This window comes from Halobacterium sp. BOL4-2 (assembly GCF_016917835.2).
Taxonomy (GTDB): Archaea; Halobacteriota; Halobacteria; order Halobacteriales; family Halobacteriaceae; genus Halobacterium; species Halobacterium salinarum.
This window is the reverse complement of sequence record NZ_CP070332.2, coordinates 515147-534858: the sequence shown is the minus strand read 5'-3', so window position 1 is coordinate 534858 and position 19712 is coordinate 515147. Positions and strand designations below refer to the sequence as shown.

At 70.0% G+C, this 19712-nt stretch carries 21 protein-coding genes; 8 read left to right on the top strand and 13 right to left on the bottom strand.

The features are described 5' to 3' along the window. Positions 1-168 precede the first annotated feature (168 nt). Positions 169-1146, top strand: coding sequence for a transcription initiation factor IIB (locus tag JRZ79_RS16015; RefSeq protein WP_010902508.1), 978 nt, complete (start codon positions 169-171; stop codon positions 1144-1146). A 35-nt stretch (positions 1147-1181) separates the two neighbouring features. Here JRZ79_RS16015 and JRZ79_RS16010 read toward each other — a convergent pair whose 3' ends face one another. Next, complete coding sequence (locus JRZ79_RS16010; protein ID WP_231546346.1) at positions 1182-1730, bottom strand: DUF1684 domain-containing protein; 549 nt, start codon at positions 1728-1730, stop codon at positions 1182-1184. A gap of 82 nt (positions 1731-1812) precedes the next feature. On the opposite strand from JRZ79_RS16010, the gene rtcA reads away from it, so the two are divergent. Beyond that, a complete protein-coding gene (rtcA, locus tag JRZ79_RS16005; protein ID WP_012289214.1) occupies positions 1813-2832 on the top strand; it encodes an RNA 3'-terminal phosphate cyclase in 1020 nt (339 codons plus the stop codon). On the opposite strand, the gene JRZ79_RS16000 is transcribed toward rtcA, so the two are convergent. Then, positions 2833-3303: a carotenoid biosynthesis protein gene (locus JRZ79_RS16000; RefSeq protein WP_010902505.1), complete on the bottom strand. Its 471-nt coding sequence runs from the start codon at positions 3301-3303 to the stop codon at positions 2833-2835. 85 nt (positions 3304-3388) lie between these two features. On the opposite strand from JRZ79_RS16000, the gene JRZ79_RS15995 reads away from it, so the two are divergent. Beyond that, entirely contained in the window at positions 3389-4300 is a 912-nt protein-coding gene (locus JRZ79_RS15995) for a 2-dehydropantoate 2-reductase (RefSeq protein WP_205252528.1), read from the top strand. Here the strand turns inward: JRZ79_RS15995 and JRZ79_RS15990 are convergent. Then, on the bottom strand, positions 4297-4914 hold the full coding sequence (locus tag JRZ79_RS15990) for a DUF6663 family protein (RefSeq protein ID WP_010902503.1): 618 nt from the start codon (positions 4912-4914) through the stop codon (positions 4297-4299). The two genes, JRZ79_RS15995 and JRZ79_RS15990, sit on opposite strands and share 4 nt — an antisense overlap. Positions 4915-5078: 164 nt before the next feature. Then, positions 5079-6563: an MATE family efflux transporter gene (locus JRZ79_RS15985; RefSeq protein WP_010902502.1), complete on the bottom strand. Its 1485-nt coding sequence runs from the start codon at positions 6561-6563 to the stop codon at positions 5079-5081. 413 nt (positions 6564-6976) lie between these two features. Here JRZ79_RS15985 and JRZ79_RS15980 point away from each other — a divergent pair, with 413 nt between their 5' ends. After that, positions 6977-7567 carry a TetR family transcriptional regulator C-terminal domain-containing protein gene (locus JRZ79_RS15980; RefSeq protein WP_010902501.1) on the top strand — a complete coding sequence of 197 codons (591 nt, stop codon included), beginning with the start codon at positions 6977-6979 and terminating at the stop codon, positions 7565-7567. Between the two features lie 9 nt (positions 7568-7576). Here JRZ79_RS15980 and JRZ79_RS15975 read toward each other — a convergent pair whose 3' ends face one another. Both JRZ79_RS15975 and JRZ79_RS15970 read right to left on the bottom strand, forming a co-directional pair. Next, the gene (locus JRZ79_RS15975) at positions 7577-8485 is read right to left on the bottom strand and encodes a winged helix-turn-helix domain-containing protein (RefSeq protein ID WP_205252527.1); all 909 of its coding nucleotides are present in this window, start codon (positions 8483-8485) and stop codon (positions 7577-7579) included. Between the two features lie 49 nt (positions 8486-8534). Then, complete coding sequence (locus JRZ79_RS15970) at positions 8535-8795, bottom strand: hypothetical protein (protein ID WP_010902499.1); 261 nt, start codon at positions 8793-8795, stop codon at positions 8535-8537. Positions 8796-8881: 86 nt separating this feature from the next. Between JRZ79_RS15970 and JRZ79_RS15965 the strand changes: the two genes are divergently transcribed. Both JRZ79_RS15965 and JRZ79_RS15960 read left to right on the top strand, forming a co-directional pair. Beyond that, positions 8882-9991, top strand: a complete 1110-nt coding sequence (locus tag JRZ79_RS15965) for a Xaa-Pro peptidase family protein (RefSeq protein WP_205252526.1) — start codon at positions 8882-8884, stop codon at positions 9989-9991. An 87-nt stretch (positions 9992-10078) separates the two neighbouring features. Continuing rightward, positions 10079-11506, top strand: a complete 1428-nt coding sequence (locus JRZ79_RS15960; RefSeq protein WP_346347531.1) for an MATE family efflux transporter — start codon at positions 10079-10081, stop codon at positions 11504-11506. Positions 11507-11510: 4 nt separating this feature from the next. Here JRZ79_RS15960 and JRZ79_RS15955 read toward each other — a convergent pair whose 3' ends face one another. After that, positions 11511-12308 carry an HAD-IIA family hydrolase gene (locus tag JRZ79_RS15955; protein WP_229373403.1) on the bottom strand — a complete coding sequence of 266 codons (798 nt, stop codon included), beginning with the start codon at positions 12306-12308 and terminating at the stop codon, positions 11511-11513. Positions 12309-12404: 96 nt separating this feature from the next. On the opposite strand from JRZ79_RS15955, the gene JRZ79_RS15950 reads away from it, so the two are divergent. Further along, positions 12405-13082, top strand: a complete 678-nt coding sequence (locus tag JRZ79_RS15950) for a phosphoglycolate phosphatase (protein WP_205251615.1) — start codon at positions 12405-12407, stop codon at positions 13080-13082. A gap of 12 nt (positions 13083-13094) precedes the next feature. On the opposite strand, the gene JRZ79_RS15945 is transcribed toward JRZ79_RS15950, so the two are convergent. Continuing rightward, positions 13095-13421: a hypothetical protein gene (locus JRZ79_RS15945; RefSeq protein WP_010902494.1), complete on the bottom strand. Its 327-nt coding sequence runs from the start codon at positions 13419-13421 to the stop codon at positions 13095-13097. A 93-nt stretch (positions 13422-13514) separates the two neighbouring features. Here JRZ79_RS15945 and JRZ79_RS15940 point away from each other — a divergent pair, with 93 nt between their 5' ends. Further along, positions 13515-15143 (top strand): PAS domain-containing sensor histidine kinase, encoded by a 1629-nt coding sequence (locus tag JRZ79_RS15940; RefSeq protein WP_205252523.1) that lies wholly within the window; start codon positions 13515-13517, stop codon positions 15141-15143. Here the strand turns inward: JRZ79_RS15940 and thiC are convergent. The 5 genes from thiC to JRZ79_RS15915 form a co-directional block, all read right to left on the bottom strand. Beyond that, complete coding sequence (thiC, locus tag JRZ79_RS15935; RefSeq protein ID WP_010902492.1) at positions 15140-16570, bottom strand: phosphomethylpyrimidine synthase ThiC; 1431 nt, start codon at positions 16568-16570, stop codon at positions 15140-15142. The two genes, JRZ79_RS15940 and thiC, sit on opposite strands and share 4 nt — an antisense overlap. A 77-nt stretch (positions 16571-16647) precedes the next feature. Further along, entirely contained in the window at positions 16648-17343 is a 696-nt protein-coding gene (locus JRZ79_RS15930) for an O-methyltransferase (RefSeq protein WP_205252522.1), read from the bottom strand. 46 nt (positions 17344-17389) lie between these two features. Beyond that, complete coding sequence (locus JRZ79_RS15925) at positions 17390-17974, bottom strand: thioredoxin family protein (protein ID WP_205252521.1); 585 nt, start codon at positions 17972-17974, stop codon at positions 17390-17392. 75 nt (positions 17975-18049) lie between these two features. Further along, the gene (locus JRZ79_RS15920) at positions 18050-19009 is read right to left on the bottom strand and encodes an MBL fold metallo-hydrolase (RefSeq protein WP_049892492.1); all 960 of its coding nucleotides are present in this window, start codon (positions 19007-19009) and stop codon (positions 18050-18052) included. A 160-nt stretch (positions 19010-19169) separates the two neighbouring features. Further along, positions 19170-19706 carry a hypothetical protein gene (locus JRZ79_RS15915; protein WP_227970915.1) on the bottom strand — a complete coding sequence of 179 codons (537 nt, stop codon included), beginning with the start codon at positions 19704-19706 and terminating at the stop codon, positions 19170-19172. Between the last annotated feature and the right edge of the window lie 6 nt (positions 19707-19712).

Here is a 19712-nt window from a genome sequence, read left to right as displayed (position 1 = left end):
TTTTGGTTACCCCAAAGCACCAGTCAGTGGCCGTGATAACCGTTGCCTACGCCGATACGGTTTCCCAAGAAACGCACATTTCTGGGAAACATTTAAGTACTTGTCGCTCTTACTTTGATTCACGACAAGCCGGGCGCACCAGCGCCATCTCCCGGCACTTCCAACATAATGAGTGACAGTACAATCAGAACATACAGCAGCGACCAGCGCCAGACAGACAACGACGAGACAGTATCGACCCCCGACGAAGACGTCCTGACCTGCCCGGAGTGTGGCGGGCAGGTCATCGACGACGAGGAGCACGGCGAGTCGGTCTGTGTCGACTGCGGGCTCGTCGTCGAGGAGAACGGCATCGACCGCGGCCCCGAGTGGCGCGCGTTCAACTCCACGGAGAAAGACGAGAAATCCCGCGTGGGCGCCCCGACCACGAACATGATGCACGACAAGGGGTTGTCCACGAACATCGGCTGGCAGGACAAGGACGCCTACGGGAACAGTCTCTCCAGCAACCAGCGCCAGAAGATGCAGCGCCTGCGCAAGTGGAACGAGCGCTTCCGCACCCGCAACAGCAAGGAACGCAACCTCAAGCAGGCGCTCGGCGAGATCGAGCGCATGGCCTCCGCACTCGGGCTGCCCAAGGAGGTTCGGGAGACCGCGTCGGTGATCTACCGCCGCGCGCTCAGCGAGGACCTGCTGCCCGGGCGCTCCATCGAGGGCGTCGCCACCGCCGCCCTGTACGCGTCCGCGCGCCAGCTCAGCACGCCACGCTCCATCGACGAGGTGGCGAACGTCAGCCGCATCGACGAGATGGAGTTCAAGCGCACGTACCGCTACATCGTCCGGGAGCTCAGCCTCGAAGTCGCGCCCGCCGACCCCGCGCAGTACGTGCCGCGGTTCGCAAGCGACCTCGACCTCCCCGACGAGGTCGAGCGGCGGTCCCGAGAACTCATCTCCAACGCCCAGGCCGACGGCGTCACCAGCGGCAAGTCGCCGGTCGGACTGGCCGCCGCGGCGATCTACGCGTCCAGCCTCCTCACCAACCACAAGGTCACCCAAAGCGAGGTCAGCGAGGTGACCGACGTCAGCGAGGTCACCATCCGGAACCGCTACCAGGAGCTGCTGGAAGCCACCGAAGCAGCCGCCTGACGCCGCCTGTTTTCCGCGTCCCGTGGACCGCCGATTCAGTCGGCGTCGACGCGCTCCCCGGCCGTGATCGCCGCCGGAACGTGATTGTCCGCGGGCGGCAGCGCACACAAGAACGACCCCCCGTACGCGCAAAACGGGTTGTACGCCAGGTTGAAATCCAGGGCGACCTCGTCGCCACCATCGGCCCCGGCGGGGTCGATGTCCAGGTAGCGGCCGTGCTCGTAGGTGCGCCCGTCGTCGGTGGTCTCGTCGGTGAACGGGACGAACAGCGACGACTCACCCTCGACACGGAACGCGGTGAGCGTGTGGTGGCTGTCCCCGAGGTCGAAGCCGAGGACGGCGGCACGCGTGTACTCCGCGGGCGGGCCACGCGTTGTCTCCAGTTCGACCGCCTCGGGGTCGCGGGCGGGCTGGTATCGCGCGGCCACCCGGAACGACGCGTCGATGTCGAAGTATCGGAGGCCGTCGAAGGTCCCGCGGTCGGCCGGCGGGATCGGTGACTGGTCGTGCGTGGCCAGGAACTCGTCTTTGTCCGCGCGGTGGGCCGCGATGCGAGCCCGCCATGCGTCGTCAGTGTCGGTCACAGGCAGTGGTATCGGCGACATCACCCTAACGGTGGCGGGACGGACGGACACCCTTTTGACTGATCCAGTTCGTGGTGTACGTATGCACGTTCTCGACGGGAGTTCCGGTGGCGGTCAGCTCGTCCGCACAGCATTAACGTGTGCGGCGGTCTCCGGAGAGTCCTTCCGGATGCGGTACGTGCGGCGCGCACGATCGAACCCTGGCCTGCAGGCCCAGCATTGTGCCGCCGTGAACGCTGTCGCCGACATCTGTGATGCGGCAACGGACGGCGTCGAAGTGGGATCGGAAGCGTTCAGCTTCGAGCCGGAGGTCGCTGCCGAGGAGGCCGACGACGACGAGGAGCCGACGCTCGGCGGGACAACGAGCGTGGAGGTCGGCACCGCAGGCAGCATCCCGCTGGTGTTCGACTCGTTGCTGCCGCTTGCGGGCGCGCTCGACGAGCCCATAACTGCGACCCTGACCGGTGGGACGGACGCGAAGTGGGCGCCGCCGATGGACTACTTCCAGCACGTCAAACTGCCGCTGCTGCGCGAGCACGGGATCGACGCCACCGTGTCCGTCGACCGTCGGGGGTTCTATCCGCGTGGCGGCGGCGAGGCGACGCTCACGGTCGAGCCGTCCACGCCGACGCCGATCACCCTCACCGAGCGCGGCGACCGCGAGGCGCTGACGGCGTACTCGGTTGCGGAGTCGTCGCTGGCCGACGACGAGGTGGCCGAGCAGCAGGCCACGGCGGCCGCCCCGGACGCCGCCCACGAGATCGCCTACACCGACGCCGACTCGGCGGGGTCGGCGGTCGTGCTGGCCGCCGAGTACGAACACTCGCGGGCCGGCTTCGCGGCGCTCGGCGAGCGTGGCGTGAGCGCCGACGCCGTCGGCGAGAACGCCGCCGACGCGCTCGCGGCGTTCGAGTCGGGGCCCGGCGCGGTCGACAGCCATCTCGCCGACCAGCTCGTGCCGGTGGTGGCCGTGGCTGGCGGCGAAGTGCGAGCGCCCGAGGTGACCACGCACATCGAAACGTGTGTCGACCTGCTGGCGGAGTTCGACTACGACATCGACATCGAGCACACCGACGACGGCGCGGTCGTGTTGTCGGCGTGATCACTGGAGCATAACCGCGGGTGCCGCGGTGGCGGCGGCGACCGCCAGCCAGCCAGCGGTGTTCCACCACGGCACGCCACAGTACTGCGGGCCGCCGAGTGCGGTACGGTACGTCCAGTAGTCGCTGGCAACCCCGATCGGGTCGGTGACGGCGTCGAACGCGGCCGCCAAGACGGCTGCGGTCGCGACGGCCGTCCACCCGGCAGTCACGAGCAGCGCGACACGGGCCGCGGCGTACACGACGGCGGTCCAGCCGGCCAGAGCGTACAGGGGGACGCCGCGGATCGCGGGGTCGATGTGGTGGGTCAGCCAGCCGGCCCGGATGACGACGCGTTCGGCGAGGAACGCGATCGCCGCGCCGCCACCGAACAGCGCGGCGGTCGCTGCGGGCGGCCACGTGAGAACCGCGGAGGCGAGTGCAGCCAGCCACACCACGGCGACGACGCGGACGAAGCGGCGCGCGGTCAGCATACCGGGACCGGGGTGGCCAGCGGTAAAAACCGGTCGGTGGCGGCGACCGGACAGCTATTTGTGCCCGCGTGGGAAGCGTTGTGACATGCGCGTTGTTGTGCAAGGACCCGGCTCTCTGGGGTCGCTGGTTGGTGGCGTGTTGGCTGGCGGCGAGACCGCGGTGACGCTGCTCGGACACCAAAGCGAGCACCTCACTCGGGTCCGGGAGGACGGGCTGCGGGTCGTGCAGCCGGACGGCACCACGAGGGTGACACGGCCCAGTGTGGCGACCGATCCGTCGGTGGTTGCGGACGCGGATCTCGTTGTGGTGTGCGTGAAGAGTTACGACACCGCGTCGGCGGCGCGGGCGCTCGGCCGGCAGTGCGACGGCGCGATGGTGTTGACACTCCAGAACGGGCTGGGGAACGCCGCCGTGCTCGCCGAGCACGTGCCGGCGGACACGGTGCTGGTGGGGACGACCACCCACGGTGCGGCGCGCACGGAGCCGGGGGTGGTCCGTCACGCCGGCGGCGGTGAGACCACCATCGGGCGGTATCGCGGCGCGAACGACGCCCGCGTCGCGTCGGTTGCGGCGACGTTCTCGACGGGCGGCATGGAGACGACGGTGACTGCGTCCCCCCAGCGTGCGGTCTGGGAGAAGGTGCTCGTGAACGTCGGGATCAACGCGGCGACGGCGCTCGCCGACGTGGACAACGGCGCGCTCGTGGAGTGCCCGCCGGGCGAGCGGGTGCTTGAGCGCGCGGTCACGGAGGGGGTGCGGGTGGCGGAGGCCGAGGGGGTGTCGGTGTCGGAGTCCGTCGTCGAGCGGGCGCGGCAGGTCGCGGCGCGCACCGCGTCCAACGAGTCCTCGATGCGCCAGGACCTCGCGGGGGGCGCGCGAACGGAGGTCGAGTCACTGCACGGGGCGGTCGTCGAGCGCGCTCGCGACCACGACATCGCGGTGCCCGTGATTCGGACGCTGGCTGATCTCGTGCGGCTCGCCCAACGGGACGGTTAGTCGCGGTCCGTCTCCGGCGGGCGCGGGCAGTCGTAGGTGTCCCTGACGGTGTCCGCGAGCACGGAGTCGCGGTGCGCCACCAGGTAGACGATGGTGAACTCGTGGTCCAGTGGGTCGAACACGAACACCTCGTGGGCGTCGGCGGCGTCCTCGTCGAGGCGGTCGACGAGCGGCTCGATGGGGAGCCGGCCGGTTCTGATCTCCGTGAAGATGTCGCGCTCGCCGGGCTGCTGGGCGAACGCGTACACCGCGCCGTTGGGTTCGTTGTCCGTGTTGAACGTCGGCCGCCCGGTCACGCCCACGCCGTTCTCGTGGGCGTCGGCCATCGTGTCGAGTGCGGCCTCGAACAGTCCCGAGACGCCGCGGGCGAACGTCAGTAGGGTGCGCCGTTGGATGTCGACGTCGGTGAAGCGGGCGTCGCCGTCGTTCCAGGCCAGCGTGGCGTCCACGAGGTATCCGGGACGGAGCGCCGCCACCGTGTCGTCGAGCGCGCCCTCGGCGTCGCCGGTGGTGACGCGGAGGGGTTCGTAGTCGGCGCGATCCAGCACGAGCAGGCCGTCGCGGTCGGGGGCGTCGCCGAGCACGCGGTACTGGCTGGCCGTCGTGGTCTGCATGCGCGGTGATAGCGCGGGCGGCGGGAAAAGGGCGTTCGTCCGCACGCGCCGGCGTGCCTCTGACGGCCGCACTGATCGATTCGGGTGTGAAACATAAACTGGGCGTGCTCTCGGCAGATGTCGCCGCGTTTACAACTGGCGGCGAGGTCCGGTCGAGCGGCGCGTCAGTCGGTTTGTGCGGACTGCTCGACGCCCGTGTCCTCCTGGGCTGTCGTCGCGTCCACGACGCCGGTGTCGCGCCACGTGCCCCGGCGATACCACGCGTACGCGATGATCGCCCCGATGACGTTCGAGACGGCGAACGACAGCCAGATGCCGGCCGATCCCAGGCTGCCGATGGTGGCCCACGCCAGCGGGAACCGGATGACGCCCAGGGTGATCACGGAGATCGCGGCCGCGACCATGGTTTTGCCGGCGCCACGGAAGCTCCCCGTGTAGGCGCGCGCGATCCCGATGAAACCGAACGTGAGCGCGACGTACCGGAGGAACTGGCTGCCGGCCTCGATGACCTGCGCGCTGTTCTCCTGGCCGGCACCGACGAACACGGAGACGATGGGCTCCGGGTACCAGTACACGATCAGCCCGAGCACCGACAGCACGCCGAACAGCATGGTGGCTGCGAGCCGCGCGGCGCGGGCGGCGCGGTCCGGCTTGCCGGCGCCGACGTTCTGCCCGGTCATGGTTTCGACGCCCCGGGCGATGGCGATCGCCGGCAGGAACACCACGGAGAACACGCGGGTGCCGATCCCGTAGGCGGCGACGATGTGATCGGGGAACGTCGCGACGATGAACAACAGCAGGTTCATCGAGAGCGCGCGCCCCGTGCCTTCGATAGAGGCCGGCAGGCCGATGCGGACGAGCCGCCGGAGATACGAGAGATCCGGGAGCATGTCGGCGGCGTTGATCTCGACGCCCCGGGTCCCCCGGAACATGATCGCGAGGCCGACGGCGAACGCGAGCGCCCGCGAGAACACGGTCGCGATGGCTGCGCCCTGGATGCCGAGTCTGGGGAACGAGACCGTGCCGACGAGGGGCGCGTTCTCGACGACGGTCCACCCGAAGATGAGGAACGGGTCGAGGACGATGTTCAACACGACGGAGCCGAACATCACCAGCATGGGTGTGATGGTGTCGCCGTACCCCCGCATGAGCGCGATGAACACCGCGAACCCGAACATGGCTGCGAGGCCGAGCGCGACCACCTGCATGTAGCTGGTGGCGGGCCGCAGCACCGCGTCGGACGCGCCAACCACCGAGAGGAAGTCCTCGACGAAGAAGTAGCCGATGCCGCCCAACAGCAGCGACGCCAGCACCGAGAAGGTGACCGTCTGGGAGGCGGCGTACTCGGCTTGCTCGTCCTTGCCGGCACCCGTGTACTGGGCGACCAGGACGCTGCCGGCGACGGAGATCCCCATCCCCAGCGAGATGAGCAGGAACACCATCGGGAACGCGAAGCTGATGGCGGCCAGCGCGTCGGTGTTGTACTGGCCCAGCCAGAAGGTGTCCGCCAGGTTGTACGCGGTCTGGAAGAGGTTCGTGATGACGATCGGCATCGCCAGGAAGAACAGCGGCTTGCCGATGCGGCCGGACGTGAGATCGAAGGACTCCGGCCCTCTGAACAGCTTCGAGAGCTGGCTGCGCAGTCCCATCAGCGGACCGCCTCTGTTCGGGGTACAGGACGTGACGCGGCGGGGCTGTGCGTGTGGCACAGTCGCGCTGTCGCGCGCTCGCCTGCCGGCTGGTGCGTGCGCCGTGCCGGCTGGTGGTTCGACGGCGGCCCCGGGACACTGCCCGTCGGGGCGGCGGGTGACCGGACACCACGGGGCCAGGCGGCCGCCAGCGTCCGGGGTCGCGTGAGTGATGCAGGTACAGACAGGAGTACGGAGTCAGTATACATACCGTGGACGAGTGGACGTACTAACCGGTCAGTCAAAAGACTTTGGCTACCCGAATATTCTGAATACGGCCGCCTCACGCCCTGTGAACGCCATACCATGGGACTCGACTGCATGGGAATCGGCGCGTGAAAACAGTTATCTGACTCTGCGGTAAGTGTTCCGTAATGGCGGCGCCCTCGAACCGGGAGTTCTCGGAAGCCGAAGCGGAGCTCATGCAGGCGACGTACAGCGCGCTCCGCGAGCACGGCTACGTCGACCTGACGATCAAACGGATCGCCGACGAATACGGGAAGTCGACGGCCGCCGTCCACTACTACTACGACACCAAAGAGGAGCTGTTGGCGGCGTTTCTCGACTACCTCCTGGAGGAGTTCGTCGCGTCCATCCGCGCGGTCGAAACGACGGCCCCCGAGACGCGGCTGTCACTGCTGCTCGACGAGCTGCTCGTCGACCCCCAGCCCAACCAGGCGCTGTCGGTCGCGCTGCTGGAGATGCGCGCGCAGGCCCCCTACAACGAGCCGTTCCGGGAGCGGTTCCAGCAAAACGACGAGTACACGCGGTTCATGCTCAAGTCGGTCATCAGCCACGGCATCGACGAAGGCGCTTTCGAAGCCGTCGACGCCGACCACGTCGCCCGCTCGCTCATGACCATCGTCGACGGCGCGCGCACCCGGTCGGTCGTGCACGGCGATCCGTCGGCGCTGGCGGCCGGCAGGCGGACCGCCAGCGAGTACGTCGACGCCACCCTGCTGTAGCCCCCGCGATCACGCCCGGGTGGTGTCGACGACCGACAGGCTGCCGTCGAGGGTGACGGTCAGCGATTCGTCGTCGAGGCGGATGGTGACCGTGGCGCGGTCGCGGTCAGGGTCGTACGCGGTGGTGTCGTCGGTCACACACCAGCCGAGCGTCCAGTGTGGCGTGCTCGTCACGTCGATCCCGTGGTCGGCGTGGAACGCGACCACCGTGGCGTCGTCGAGCAGCGACAGCCCGACCGGGGAGGACAGCGTGTGCTGGCACTGCTGGCAGGTGTGGTCGACGCGCACGTCCAGGTCGAGGCGGGAGTCGTCGTCGGGGGTCAGGGTGGTCGTCATGCGGCCCCCGCACTCGGGGCAGACGCCGTCGGCGGCCAGGCAGTGGAGGTGGCGGATGCGCTGATCGAAGGCCGCTGCGACCTCGGCGTCCGAGCGGTTGCGGAGGCCCCCCGGCGGGAACGCGTACCGGGCGTACGTGGTGGCGCACGCCGCACACTCGACGCTGAGGCGTTCGTCGGCGTACTGGCCGACGAGTGTCTCCCCGCACGCAAAGCAGGTGCCCGTGATCGGCACCGAAAGGGACACGCGGTCGGTGAACGTGCCCGCGAGGATCGCGCGCACGACCTTCTCGCCGGCGTACTGGAACTCGTAGCCGTCATCGGTCGACCGCACGAAGTGGTCGGTGAGCTTCGAGAGGTGGTAGTTGAACTGCGCGGAGTCGCGCATCCCGACGCGCTTGCGCAGCGCCGAGAACGACACCGGGCGCTCGGGGGCGCGCCACAGCGCCTGCAGGATGTCGATGCGGGTTTCGTTCCCGAGAAGCGCGAACGCATCAGCGGCGGCCAGTCCGTCGCCGTCTTGGGTCGCCGACGAGGCGGACTGTGGGGTGTCCGGATCGGGCGACTGCTCGGAGCCACTCATGGGCGTGCTTGGGCGACCACGCTCATAACCGTTCCCGGTGGACGGCGCACTAGGTGGCGTCCCGGACGACGAGCGCCACCCCGACGATCGCGGCGGCGACGTACGCCGGGTGCGCCGTCGGGTACGTGGCCAGCGCCGACGCCGCGGCGACGTACTGGCCGCTGCCGAGCGCGGTGCTGAACGTTCTCCCGGGACCGGGCGTGACCGTCCACCACCAGACGTGCGCGATCGCCGCCACGACGAACAGCACGCCGACCAGCGACAGCGGTCGTCTGGCGACGACATCCCCTGGGCCTCCCCTGCGTCTCATCGGCCGAACGTTGGCCAACCACCCGGAAAAGTGTAGCCACTCGCCGCCCCACCGGGATTGAAGGGCGGGCGCGACGACTGCCAGCTATGCCCGACTTCGAATCGCGGACGCGGGACTGCCAGCGAACCATCCGGGACGCCGGCGCGGCCGGCGCGGTGTTGTTCCCGAGCCCGAACCTCTACTACCTCAGCGGCTTCGACGAGACGCCCTCCGAGCGCCTGCTGGTGTTGGTCGTTCCGGCCGACGGCGAGCCGGCGTTCGTCGCGCCGGCGCTGTACGAGACGCAACTCGCCGCGGAGACCTGGGTCGATGACATCCGAACGTACACCGACAGCCAAGACCCCGGTGCGGTGGTGCGCGCCGTCGCCGCCGACCGCGGGCTGACCGACGGCCGGCTGCTCGTTGACCCCACGATGTGGGCGCAGTTCACGCAGTTGCTGCGGGACACGCTGCCGGACGCCACCTGGGGGTTGGCTGACGCCGTGCTCGGGTCGTTGCGGGTGCGCAAAGACGACGCCGAGCTGGACGCGCTCCGGCGGGCGGGCGGGGCCGCCGACGCCGCGATGGCAGACGTGCGCGGGCTCGGCGCGGACGCCATCGGGATGACCGAGCACGAGCTCGCCGACTTCATCGCCGACCGGCTGGCCGCCCACGGCGGCACCGGCGTCTCGTTCGATGTGATCGCCGGCAGCGGTCCCAACGGCGCGAAGCCACACCACACCCACGACGCCCGGGAGATCCAGCGGGGCGACCCGGTGGTGTGTGATTTCGGCACGGTCGTCGACCGCTACCCCAGCGACCAGACCCGGACGGTGGTGTTCGCGGGCGATCCACCGGCGGCGTTTCGGACGGTCCACGAGGTCGTGCGGGACGCCCACCGGGCCGCCGTGGACGCGGTCGAACCCGGGGTGTCCGCGGGCGCGGTCGACGCCGCCGCGCGGCGCGTCATCGCGGACGCCGGCTACGGCGACGCGTTCGTGCACCGGACCGGCCACGGGGTCGGCCTCGACGTCCACGAGGCCCCGTTCATAGTCGCTGACAGCGACCGCAAACTCGATGTGGGGATGGTGTTCTCCATCGAACCCGGCGTCTACCGCCCGGGGGAGTTCGGCGTCCGCATCGAGGACCTCGTGGTGGTCACCGCCGACGGCTGCGAGCCGCTCACGGACACCGCGCGCGGCTGGCGGGTCGACTGAGCCACGGGGGCTGGGTGGTCGGTCGCGGCGGCGCGGCGTTCCGGGATGCAGACGTTTTTCAGCGGGGCAAGCCGAGCACCTGTATCCATGGTCCCGAATCCCTTCAGCTGGCTGCTCCGGGCAGTCGGCGTCGCGATCGCGCGCCTCGGGTTGATCTCCGAGTCGCGCGCACGGCGAACCGCCGAGTTGGCGTGGCCGCGAATCCTCACTGGCATCGGCAGGATGTCGAAGAGTGCGGCCGACGTCGCAATGGTGGGTGCCGCCCTGGGGTCGGCGGCCATCACGGGCGTCGGCTACGCGGGACCGTTCTGGGGGGCGGCGTTCAGCATCGGCGGCGGGCTGGCAGCCGGCACCATCGCGTTGGTCTCCCAGCGGTTCAGCGCCGACGAGATCGCGGACGCCGGGCAAGCGCTGCGATCGAGTGCCGCGCTCACCGTGGCTGCGACGCTCCCGATCGCGGTGCTGTTCTACTCGTATCCGGCCGCGCTGATCGGGCTGTTGACCGACCGGCAGGCGGAGATCGCCTTCGGAGCGGACTACCTCCGCGTGGTCGCGTTCGGGGTGCCGTTTGCGGGCCTGAATCTCATCGGGAGCCGCGCGCTCATCGGCGCTGACGACGCCTACACCGCGATGGTGCTGCGCGGCGGCGGCGCGCTCGCCAACATCGGCCTCAACGGCGTGTTCATCTTCGGCCTGGGGTGGGGTGTCGTGGGTGCCGGTCTGGGCACCGTGCTCAGCAACGTCGTGGTGACCACGGCGTTCGTCGTGGGGCTGTCGCGTGGCCGCCTGCCGGCCGTCGGCGCGTTCCCCATGACGGTCTCGGTGCGGGGCGCGTACTGGGTGCGCGATGACTGCTGGGACATCGTCACCATCGGGCTGCCCGTGGTGGGCCGGAACTCGGTGTGGACGCTGGCGCGGTTCCCGCTGTTGGCGTTCATGAGCCTGTTCGGGCAGCCCGTCGCCGCCGCGTACATCATCGTGCGCCGCGTGTTCGGCATCATGAACACGCCCGGCTGGGGGTTCGGGCTCGCGGCGTCCAGCCTCGTCGGCCAGGAGCTCGGGCAGGGCAGGGAGTCCACGGCGGCCGCCTACGGCCGCGAGATTACGCTGTATTCCGTGGTGATGTACGTCATGTTCGCGGGCGTCGTCTGCGCGTTCGCCGGCCAGATCGTGGGTGTGTTCGTTGACTCCGCGAGCGACCCCAGCGTCCCGATCGCCGTGACGATGGTGTACGTTGCGGCGGCCGCGGTGATCCCCCAGGGGATCGGCGCGACGGTTGCGGGCGCGCTCGACGCCACGGGCGACACCCGGTGGCCGTTCTACTCGCGGGCGGTGGGGATGCTCGGCGCGCTGCCGCTGGTGTATCTCGGCGCGACAACGCCGCTCGGGCTGTACGGCATCTACCTCTCGTTGTTCTCGGAGACGTGCGTGCCCGCGGTGGTCAACTACCTCCGGTTCCGGTCGGGCAAGTGGAAGGCGATCAGCCGCGAGTACCGGCCGGACGCGGCGGACTGAGCGCTCACGTGAGCGCCGGCAGCACGGTGTCGAGGTCCGACACCGAGTCGATGACGTGATCGGGCTCGACGTCGCTCGCCGCCAGCGCGGCGTCGTCCGTGACCCCGGACAGCACCAGGACGGTCGTCATGCCGGCGCGGTTCCCCATCTCGATGTCCGTCTCGATGCGGTCGCCGACCATCACACACCGGGCCAGCGGGACGCCGAGCAGGTCCGTCGCGGCCTCGACGGCGACCGGCGACGGTTTCCCCAACACCCGATCGAGGGACCGCCCGGTAGCCCCCTCGATGGCACCGACCATCGACGCGCAGTCCGGAACCTCGCCGCCGGCGACGGGACACGTCCGGTCGGGGTTCGTCGCCAGGAACGGCGTCCCCTCGTCGACCGCGTTGAACGCGTCGGTGAGGGTGTCGTAATCGAAGTCGTGGTCCATCGACACCAGCAGAACGTCGGCGCGACCCGGGTCTGTGGTGGTGGCGACGCCGTGGGCGGCGAGCTCCTCGAACAGCGGCGGCTCGCCGACGACGAACACCGACTCACCGGGGTGGGCGCGCGCCAGGTAGGACGCCGCGATGGACGCGGCGTTGAGGATCGCGGACTCGTCGGCCGGCACACCGAGCCCGTCGAGTTTCGACGCGAACGCGTCGCGGCGCTCGATCGCCTTGTTCGAGAGGAACCCCACGCCGACCCCGGCGGCCCGCAGCCCGTCGACCGCCGCCGCGGCCCCCGGCACCAGGGCGTCGCCCACGTAGATCGTTCCGTCGAGATCGAACAGAACGCCGTCAGCGGCTTCGTCTGACACGCCTGCTGCTCGGGGCGGTGGCGCAAAAAGGGCTGCTCCGGCTCCCGACCGGTGGGAAGGACACGGCATTTACGCGCGCCGTCCCTGACGGCCGGTATGGACACCGCCGACCCGCCGCTTGCGGTCGACATCGATGGCACGCTGAGTCGCGCCGATCGCTCCATCGACGGCCGCGTGCTGGACGTGCTTCGTGGGTGGGATGGACCGGTCGTCGTCGCGACGGGCAAGGCACTGCCGTACGCGGTCGCGCTCTGCCAGTTCGCGGGCATCGCCGAGCGCGTGATCGCGGAGAACGGCGGCGTCGCGTACGTCGGCGACGAGCTGCTGCAGTTCGGTGACAGCCGGGCGGTCGAACAGGTCGCGGCGGCGTTCGAGGACGCCGGCCACGACATCGGCTGGGGGGACGCGGACCTCACGAACCGATGGCGGGAGACCGAGCTCGCCGTGAGCCGCGAGCAACCCCTGGACGTGCTGTCGGCGTTGGCCGCCGATCACGGCCTCCACGTCGTCGACACCGGGTTCGCGTACCACGTCAAACCCGAGTCGATGAGCAAGGGCAACGCGTTGCCCGCGGTCGCGGACCGGCTGGGCGTGTCGGCCGGCGACTTCGCGGCTGTCGGGGACTCCGCGAACGACGTCGAACTGTTCGAAGCCGTGGGGGAGTCGTACGCCGTCGGGAACGCCGACGACCACGCGAAAGGCGCGGCCGAGACAGTGCTGTCCGAGACGCACGGCGACGGCTTCCTGGCGGCCGTCGACCGGATCCGCTCGTAGCGGCGACGCCGGTCAGGAGAACAGCGACCGCAGCCAGTCCATGATGCCGTCGGTCTGGGTGCGCTCGCGCTCGAACTCGTCGTAGAGCGCGTCGAGGAACGCGCGACGCGTGTCGAACTCGCTGCGATCGGTCGCCTCGACGGCGGCCGAGAGTGCGATCCGGTGGCCCGTGGGTCCGACCTTGATCTCGGGGTCGCCGAGCGCCGCAACGACGGCGTCACCGGTCGCTGGGAAGGACACGTCGGCGTCCCGGAGGTGTTCGTCGACGGTCGCGATGCCGAACACAGCCGAGTCGGCGCCTGTCGTGTCGTCGTCTCCCGTCGGAGAACGCGCAGCCATACACACGTGTTGTGGTGTGCTCAGCAAAAACCCATGGGTCCCCCCATTGAGGGCCACATTTAGGCGTCTGGAAGCCCTGAGTCACGAATCCTGATGAGCGACGCGCCAGTCGGGGATCGCCACTCGGAGCACGAACGCCGGCTGGTACGGGAGTTTGCGGCGCTGCTGTACCGCCCGCAGTCGTGGTACGCGGGCGTCGTCGGCCCCGACGGCCGGATCGAGTACGCCAACGAGGCCGCGCGGGACGTGATCGGCGCGGACGCACGCGACCTCGTCGGGACGTTCTTCTGGCAGGCCCCGTGGTTCACTCACGACCAGGACGTGCAGGCGGCGGTCCGCGAGCAGGTTGCGGCGGCCGTCCAAGGGGAGGCAAGCCAGTTCACCGCGACCCACCGCACGAGCGGCGGTGGGACGGCCACGGTCGAGCTGGAGTTGCAGCCGATGCCGGCCCCCGCCGTGGACGGCATCGACGACCACGACCACGCGTTTGCGGTCGTGGTCGTCGGTCGGCGGGCGGCCAGCGAGTCGACGGCGGCCGACGTCGAGTCGGCGCTCGACGCGGTGCAGGCGCTGTACGCCGCCACCGACACCGACGACCAGGTGCCGTTCGACGACCGCGTTCGCACGGCGCTTGCGGTCGGCGCCGACTACCTCGGGTTCGAGGAGGGGTTCTACACGAAGATCGACGCCGGGACGCAGTTCGTTCGCGTCTCCGTCGGCGACCACCCGCTGTTGCAGCCCGGCGAGCAGACCGCGCTGGCGGACACGTACTGTCGGGAGACGATCGCCGACGACGCGCCGACGGTGGTGCGGGACGCCGGTGCGTCGGCGTTCGCCGACGACACCGCCTACGACGTGTTCGGCCTGGAGTGTTACATCGGCGCGGAGATCCGTCGGGACGGCACCACGCACGGGACGGTGTGTTTCGCCGACCGGGACGCCCATCCGGAGCCGATCACGGCGGCCGACGAGGCGTTCGTCGGGGTGCTTGCGGACTGGCTGGAGCGCGAGCTCAGACACCGCCGCGAGCGCGACCAGCTCACCCAGCAGGCCGACCGGCTGGGGGAGTTCGCGGGCGTCGTCAGCCACGACCTCCGCAGCCCGCTGAACGCGGCCAGCGGGCACCTCGATCTGGCTGCCGAGCATCTCGACGCCGGGGACACTGACGGCCGCGCGAGCGACGCCATCGAGAACGCGCACGCCGCCATCGACCGCATGACCGATCTCGTGGCGGGCGTCCACGAGTTGGCGGCGCAGGGCGACGTTGTCGGTGATCCTGCGGCGGTGTCGGTGGCGTCGGTGGCCGCCGACGCGGCGGCAACCGCGCTTCCGGACGCGGCGACCCTGACCGTCGACATCGGTGCCGACGTGCGGCTGGCGGCCGATCCGGAACGCCTCCGCACGGTGTTCGAGAACCTGTTCCGGAACGCCGCCGAGCACGGCGGCGAGACCGTCTCGGTGTCGGTTCGGCGCGTCGATCCACACCCCGATGCGGGCGGGGCTGGGTTCGTGGTGGCCGACGACGGCCCGGGGTTCGGTGATCTCGATCCGGAGGCCGCCTTCGAGCCGGGGCTGTCGACGCGCGCCGGCGGGAGTGGCTACGGACTGCGCATCGTTCGCGCCGTCGTGAACGCCCACGGGTGGACGGTGACGGCCGCCGACGCTCCCGATGGCGGTGCCCGATTCGAGATCCGGGGCGTGGAGTTCACGCCGGACTGCTAGTCGTCGTCATCGTCGCCCGGGCTGGGTGCCTGCTCGGCGGCGGGCGCGTCGTGGGTGCCGGTGGGCGGTCGGTTCACTTCCGCGGCCGCCGACTCGCTGAGGTCCGTCTCGGTGGTGAGTTCGGTCATGTCGTCGGCGTCGTCGCCGGCGTCGCGGGCGTCCTGGTCGATGCGCATCGAACAGAAGTCCACGCCACACATCGAACAGAAGCGGGCGTCCTTGTAGTTGTCACCGGGCAGCGTCTGGTCGTGGAACGCCTGTGCGCGCTCGGGGTCGAGCGCGAGGTCGAACTGGCGGTTCCAGTCGAAGTTGTAGCGCGCCTCCGAGAGCGCGTCGTCCCAGTCGCGGGCACCGGGTTTGCCGGCGGCGACGTCGCCCGCGTGGGCGGCGATCCGGTAGGCGGCCATGCCGTCGCGGACGTCCTCGGCGTCGGGGAGTCCGAGGTGCTCTTTGGGCGTGACGTAGCAGAGCATCGCGGCCCCGGCGCGCGCGGCCTCGGTCGCACCGATGGCGCTGGTGATGTGGTCGTAGCCGGGGGCGATGTCGGTCACCAGCGGGCCCAGCACGTAGAACGGGGCGCCGTCGCAGACCTCCTGTTGGCGGTCGACGTTGGCGCGGATCTGGTCCATGGGGACGTGGCCGGGGCCTTCGACCATCGCTTGGACGCCGTGGTCCCAGGCGCGCCGGGTGAGCTCTCCGAGGGTGTCGAGTTCGGCGAACTGGGCGTCGTCGCTGGCGTCCGCGACCGACCCCGGGCGTAGGCCGTCGCCCAGCGAGATGGTGACGTCGTGGGCCTGCAGGATCTCACAGAGCTCGTCGTAGTGGGTGTACAGTGGGTTCTGTTCGCCGTGTTCGGTCATCCACTGCGAGAGGATCGACCCGCCCCGGGAGACGATGCCGGTGGTGCGGTCGTCGGTGAGCGGGAGGTGTTCGGCCAGAACGCCGGCGTGCAGGGTCATGTAGTCGACGCCCTGCTTGGCCTGCTTCTCGACGACGTCGATGAGGAGGTCGGGCGTGATGTCGGTGACGTCCTCGACACGGGTCACCGCCTCGTAGATGGGCACCGTCCCCACGGGAACCGGCGAGTTGTCGATGTTCGCCGTGCGGATGCCGTCGAGGTTCTCCCCCGTCGAGAGGTCCATGACGGTGTCGGCGCCGTAGTGGACTGCGGTGTGGAGCTTTTCGAGCTCGTCGTCGATGTCGCCGGTGGTGTCGCTGTTCCCGATGTTCGCGTTGACTTTGGTGGCGAAGTCGCGACCGATGATCATCGGGTCGAGGGCGTCGTGGTGGTGGTTGGCTGGGATGACGGCGTGGCCGTCGGCGACCGCCTCGCGGACGACTTCGGGATCGCGGCCTTCACGGTCTGCGACGCGGCGCATCGCGTCTGTGACGGTTCCGTCGCGGGCGTGTTGGAGCTGTGTTGACATCAATTACTTAGTGATACCACTAGATAATAAAATCACGTGGTCGACGCGAGTTACCGGGAACACACCACCCGGCTGTGTCACCCATCGGTGGGCTCCGAAGGCGGTTCCGTGTCGTCGGTGGCGGCGCTAATCGCCACCCCCTCTCCCAACGGTACCAGCGCCGTCTCGAAGCCGGACGCGTCCCGAGCGCGCCGGACGTACGCCGCGACCCCCGCGGTTGCGTCGTCGGCCGCCCCGCCGCCGTCCCGGACCGCGTCGGTGACCGCCGGCGCGGTGACCGGGCCGGCCATGACGTTGTCGGCAACGATCAGTCCGCCCGGCGCGAGCACGTCCACGGCGTGCTCGAAGGCCGCCGGATACCGCGCCTTGTCGTGGTCGATGAACACGACATCGAACGGCCCCTCGTAGTCGGTGATCGTGTCGAGCGCGTCGCCAACCTCGAAGACGGCGGTTGCGTCGGCGTCGGCCCGATCGAGAAACGACCGCGCGTCCGCCAGTCGGTCGCTGTCGTGGTCGGTGAGCACCAGTTCCCCGTCGGCCGGCAGCACCGGCAGCATCCACGCCGCCGAGTAGCCGAACCCGGACCCGAACTCGAAGACCCGTTCGGCGTCGCTGAGCGTCGCGAGCACCCGCAGAAACCGGCCGACGTCGGGGCCGACCGTCGGGAACGAGCGGTCCTCGCCGTGGGCGGCCATCTCCGCCAGCAGCGGCGACGGCTCGGCGTGGCCGGCGGTGAGCAGTGCAGTGATGTCGGTGTCGAGGAGTCGACCCATGCGGCACGGTGACGGCGGCCCGCCAGTTAGGCGTTGGTGGCGCGCGTCACTCGCCGTCCGTCCACTTGATCGAGCAGCCCCGGGCCGGCAGAAACGCCGTCTCGACGGGATCGCCGGCGAGCACGGCGTCGATGGCGTCCCGCATGTCACCGCCGTCCCGCGTCGGGTCCTCGTCGGGGCCGAGCGCGTCGTCGAGGCGGCCGTGGTACGCGACCCTGAACGCGGCGTCGTCGTCGGTGTCGGCTGTGCGGAGCAGGAACGGATCGGGGGTGCAGGTCGCACCGTACGCCCGGGCGGTGGCCTGGGTGGCGTCGCGCAGGTACGCGTCGTACTGGATGGTGCCGTCCGCGACGAGGGCCTGCATGCGCGCCATGGAGTCCGCGGGATACTCGTCGGCGTCGTTGGGGTTGATGCCGACGACCGCGACGCGGTCGTAGTCGGCGGCGATGGCGTTGAGCGTGTCGACTTTCGCCTTCGCGTACGGGCAGTGGTTGCACGTGAACACGACGACCACCGCGTCAACGTCGGTGAACGACGCCAGCGAGTGTGTTTCGCCGTCGGCACCGGGCAGCGAGAACCCGGGGGCGGGAGCGCCCACCTCCAGCTCCGGCTCGGAGTCTAGTTGCACCATAGCCGGCGATGTCGGGCGCGCCGATCAAATAGCCGGGGGGTGTGCGCCCCGCCGCCCGTGTGGATCACCGGACAGTCAGGCCGACGCGGCGAGCGCGTACTCGCCGGGCTGGGACTCGACGAGCACGCCCTCGTGGACGAGATCGTCGAGGTGGGCGTACGCCTCGCCCGGGCCGTGGAGGACGTGGATGTCGTGCAACTCGCCGAACAGGGCGTCGCTGACGGTCCACGCCGAGACGGGCCCCCGGGCACGAACCACGTCGAGGACGCGCTCGGTGCGCTCGTCGTGGTGGGCGGCGATGTCGCGGGCGCGTGCCGCCGGCGCGAAAACGGGGCCGCGGTGGCCGGGCCACGCCCGGTCAAGGTCGAGGGCCTCGATGCGCTGGAGGCTGTCACGGTACCGCTGGAGCGGGCGCTCGACACGCACGTCCGCGCCGCCGACGTTGGGGGTGTACTTCGGGAGGATGGCGTCGCCGACGAACGCCTCCCGGCGGCCGTCGCGCTCGACAACGTATGCCACGAGGCCGGCGGCGTGCCCGGGGAGATGGACGACCTCTGCGTCGAGGCCGCCGAGCTGAACGGTGTCCCCGTCGGACAGCGGCGTCACGTCGGCCGGTTGGCCCTGGAGGCCGTCGTGGGTGTCGAGGAAGTCGTTGAGTTCGGCCTGTTTGTCGGCTGGCATCCCCCATTCGTCGAGGTAGGCCGCCTGCGTGGCCGCCATCCCACTGACGGCGTCGGCGTCCTGCGCCACCATGGCTGCGTCCGCTTCGTGGACGTAGACGGTGGCGTCGCCGTCGGCCTGGATCGTGCCCGCGAGGCCGGCGTGGTCGTGGTGCCAGTGTGTCAATAGGATCCGGTCGATGGCGGCGAACGACGTGCCGCGGTCGTCGAGCGCCGTCCGAAGCTCCGCCTCGACGGCCGGTGTGGCGATACCGGTGTCAACGAGCGTTGTCGGCGCGGCGTCGTCGCCGACGCCGAGGAGGTAGACGCTGTTCCGGCCCTCGAAGGCGGCGTTCGTCAGCTGGAACTGATGCACGACACAGGGTAGCGTGTGCGTGCTCATATAGCTGTGTCGTTGGCTCCCACACCGATCCGGAACTGCGGGTGTCTCCAGCGGGAACGGGCGCGCTGTGCCGGCCGCGTGTCCCGCAGCGTCCGTGGACAGCCCGTCAGCACCGACTGTGCGGTGGACGGTGCTACGCAGGGGTGCCGCGACTCGCGATGACGAACCCGGCGAGGCAGCCGACAGGAACGGTGAGCCACCACGTGAGCCGGAACCCGGCGTAGAAGAAAACCAGTGGGAGTGTGACGTCGAACGTCGCGAACCCAGCGACGCTGAGCACCCCGATCACGAGCACCCCGAGCGCCGAACCACCGAGATACGCCAGGAGTGCGCCGATGCCACCGAGCAGCGTTCCCGTGATCCGCCGTCGCGGCGGGAACACGCGCCAGCCGGCGAAGCCGATGAGGAACGCTGCCGGGGCGGCGACGAAGAGCCCGCTGCTTGCCAGGACTGTCGCATCCGACGTGTTGATTTCGGCGAAGAACTGTGGAACGAGTCCGCCGTACCCGGTCGGGATGATGGTTTTCTGGACGGCCGCGACGGCGGCGACGTACAGCAGTGCCGCAACGGCAGCGGCGATCATCGCAGTGTAGCCCGCGGTGACGTCACCACGGTCGGTGCCGGGGCCGTAGTTCTTGCGGAGGGTCTGGAGGGCGGTTGCGTACCCCATGGCCGG

Excerpts from the sequence above, each read along its gene's own strand:
- JRZ79_RS16015 (WP_010902508.1), top strand. The coding sequence starts at position 169 with ATGAGTGACAGTACAATCAGAACATACAGCAGCGACCAGCGCCAGACA.
- rtcA (WP_012289214.1), top strand. The coding sequence starts at position 1,813 with ATGCACGTTCTCGACGGGAGTTCCGGTGGCGGTCAGCTCGTCCGCACA.
- JRZ79_RS16000 (WP_010902505.1), bottom strand. The coding sequence starts at position 3,303 with ATGCTGACCGCGCGCCGCTTCGTCCGCGTCGTCGCCGTGGTGTGGCTG.
- JRZ79_RS15995 (WP_205252528.1), top strand. The coding sequence starts at position 3,389 with ATGCGCGTTGTTGTGCAAGGACCCGGCTCTCTGGGGTCGCTGGTTGGT.
- JRZ79_RS15990 (WP_010902503.1), bottom strand. The coding sequence starts at position 4,914 with ATGCAGACCACGACGGCCAGCCAGTACCGCGTGCTCGGCGACGCCCCC.
- JRZ79_RS15985 (WP_010902502.1), bottom strand. The coding sequence starts at position 6,563 with ATGGGACTGCGCAGCCAGCTCTCGAAGCTGTTCAGAGGGCCGGAGTCC.
- JRZ79_RS15980 (WP_010902501.1), top strand. The coding sequence starts at position 6,977 with ATGGCGGCGCCCTCGAACCGGGAGTTCTCGGAAGCCGAAGCGGAGCTC.
- JRZ79_RS15975 (WP_205252527.1), bottom strand. The coding sequence starts at position 8,485 with ATGAGTGGCTCCGAGCAGTCGCCCGATCCGGACACCCCACAGTCCGCC.
- JRZ79_RS15970 (WP_010902499.1), bottom strand. The coding sequence starts at position 8,795 with ATGAGACGCAGGGGAGGCCCAGGGGATGTCGTCGCCAGACGACCGCTG.
- JRZ79_RS15965 (WP_205252526.1), top strand. The coding sequence starts at position 8,882 with ATGCCCGACTTCGAATCGCGGACGCGGGACTGCCAGCGAACCATCCGG.
- JRZ79_RS15960 (WP_346347531.1), top strand. The coding sequence starts at position 10,079 with ATGGTCCCGAATCCCTTCAGCTGGCTGCTCCGGGCAGTCGGCGTCGCG.
- JRZ79_RS15950 (WP_205251615.1), top strand. The coding sequence starts at position 12,405 with ATGGACACCGCCGACCCGCCGCTTGCGGTCGACATCGATGGCACGCTG.
- JRZ79_RS15945 (WP_010902494.1), bottom strand. The coding sequence starts at position 13,421 with ATGGCTGCGCGTTCTCCGACGGGAGACGACGACACGACAGGCGCCGAC.
- JRZ79_RS15940 (WP_205252523.1), top strand. The coding sequence starts at position 13,515 with ATGAGCGACGCGCCAGTCGGGGATCGCCACTCGGAGCACGAACGCCGG.
- thiC (WP_010902492.1), bottom strand. The coding sequence starts at position 16,570 with ATGTCAACACAGCTCCAACACGCCCGCGACGGAACCGTCACAGACGCG.
- JRZ79_RS15930 (WP_205252522.1), bottom strand. The coding sequence starts at position 17,343 with ATGGGTCGACTCCTCGACACCGACATCACTGCACTGCTCACCGCCGGC.
- JRZ79_RS15925 (WP_205252521.1), bottom strand. The coding sequence starts at position 17,974 with ATGGTGCAACTAGACTCCGAGCCGGAGCTGGAGGTGGGCGCTCCCGCC.
- JRZ79_RS15915 (WP_227970915.1), bottom strand. The coding sequence starts at position 19,706 with ATGGGGTACGCAACCGCCCTCCAGACCCTCCGCAAGAACTACGGCCCC.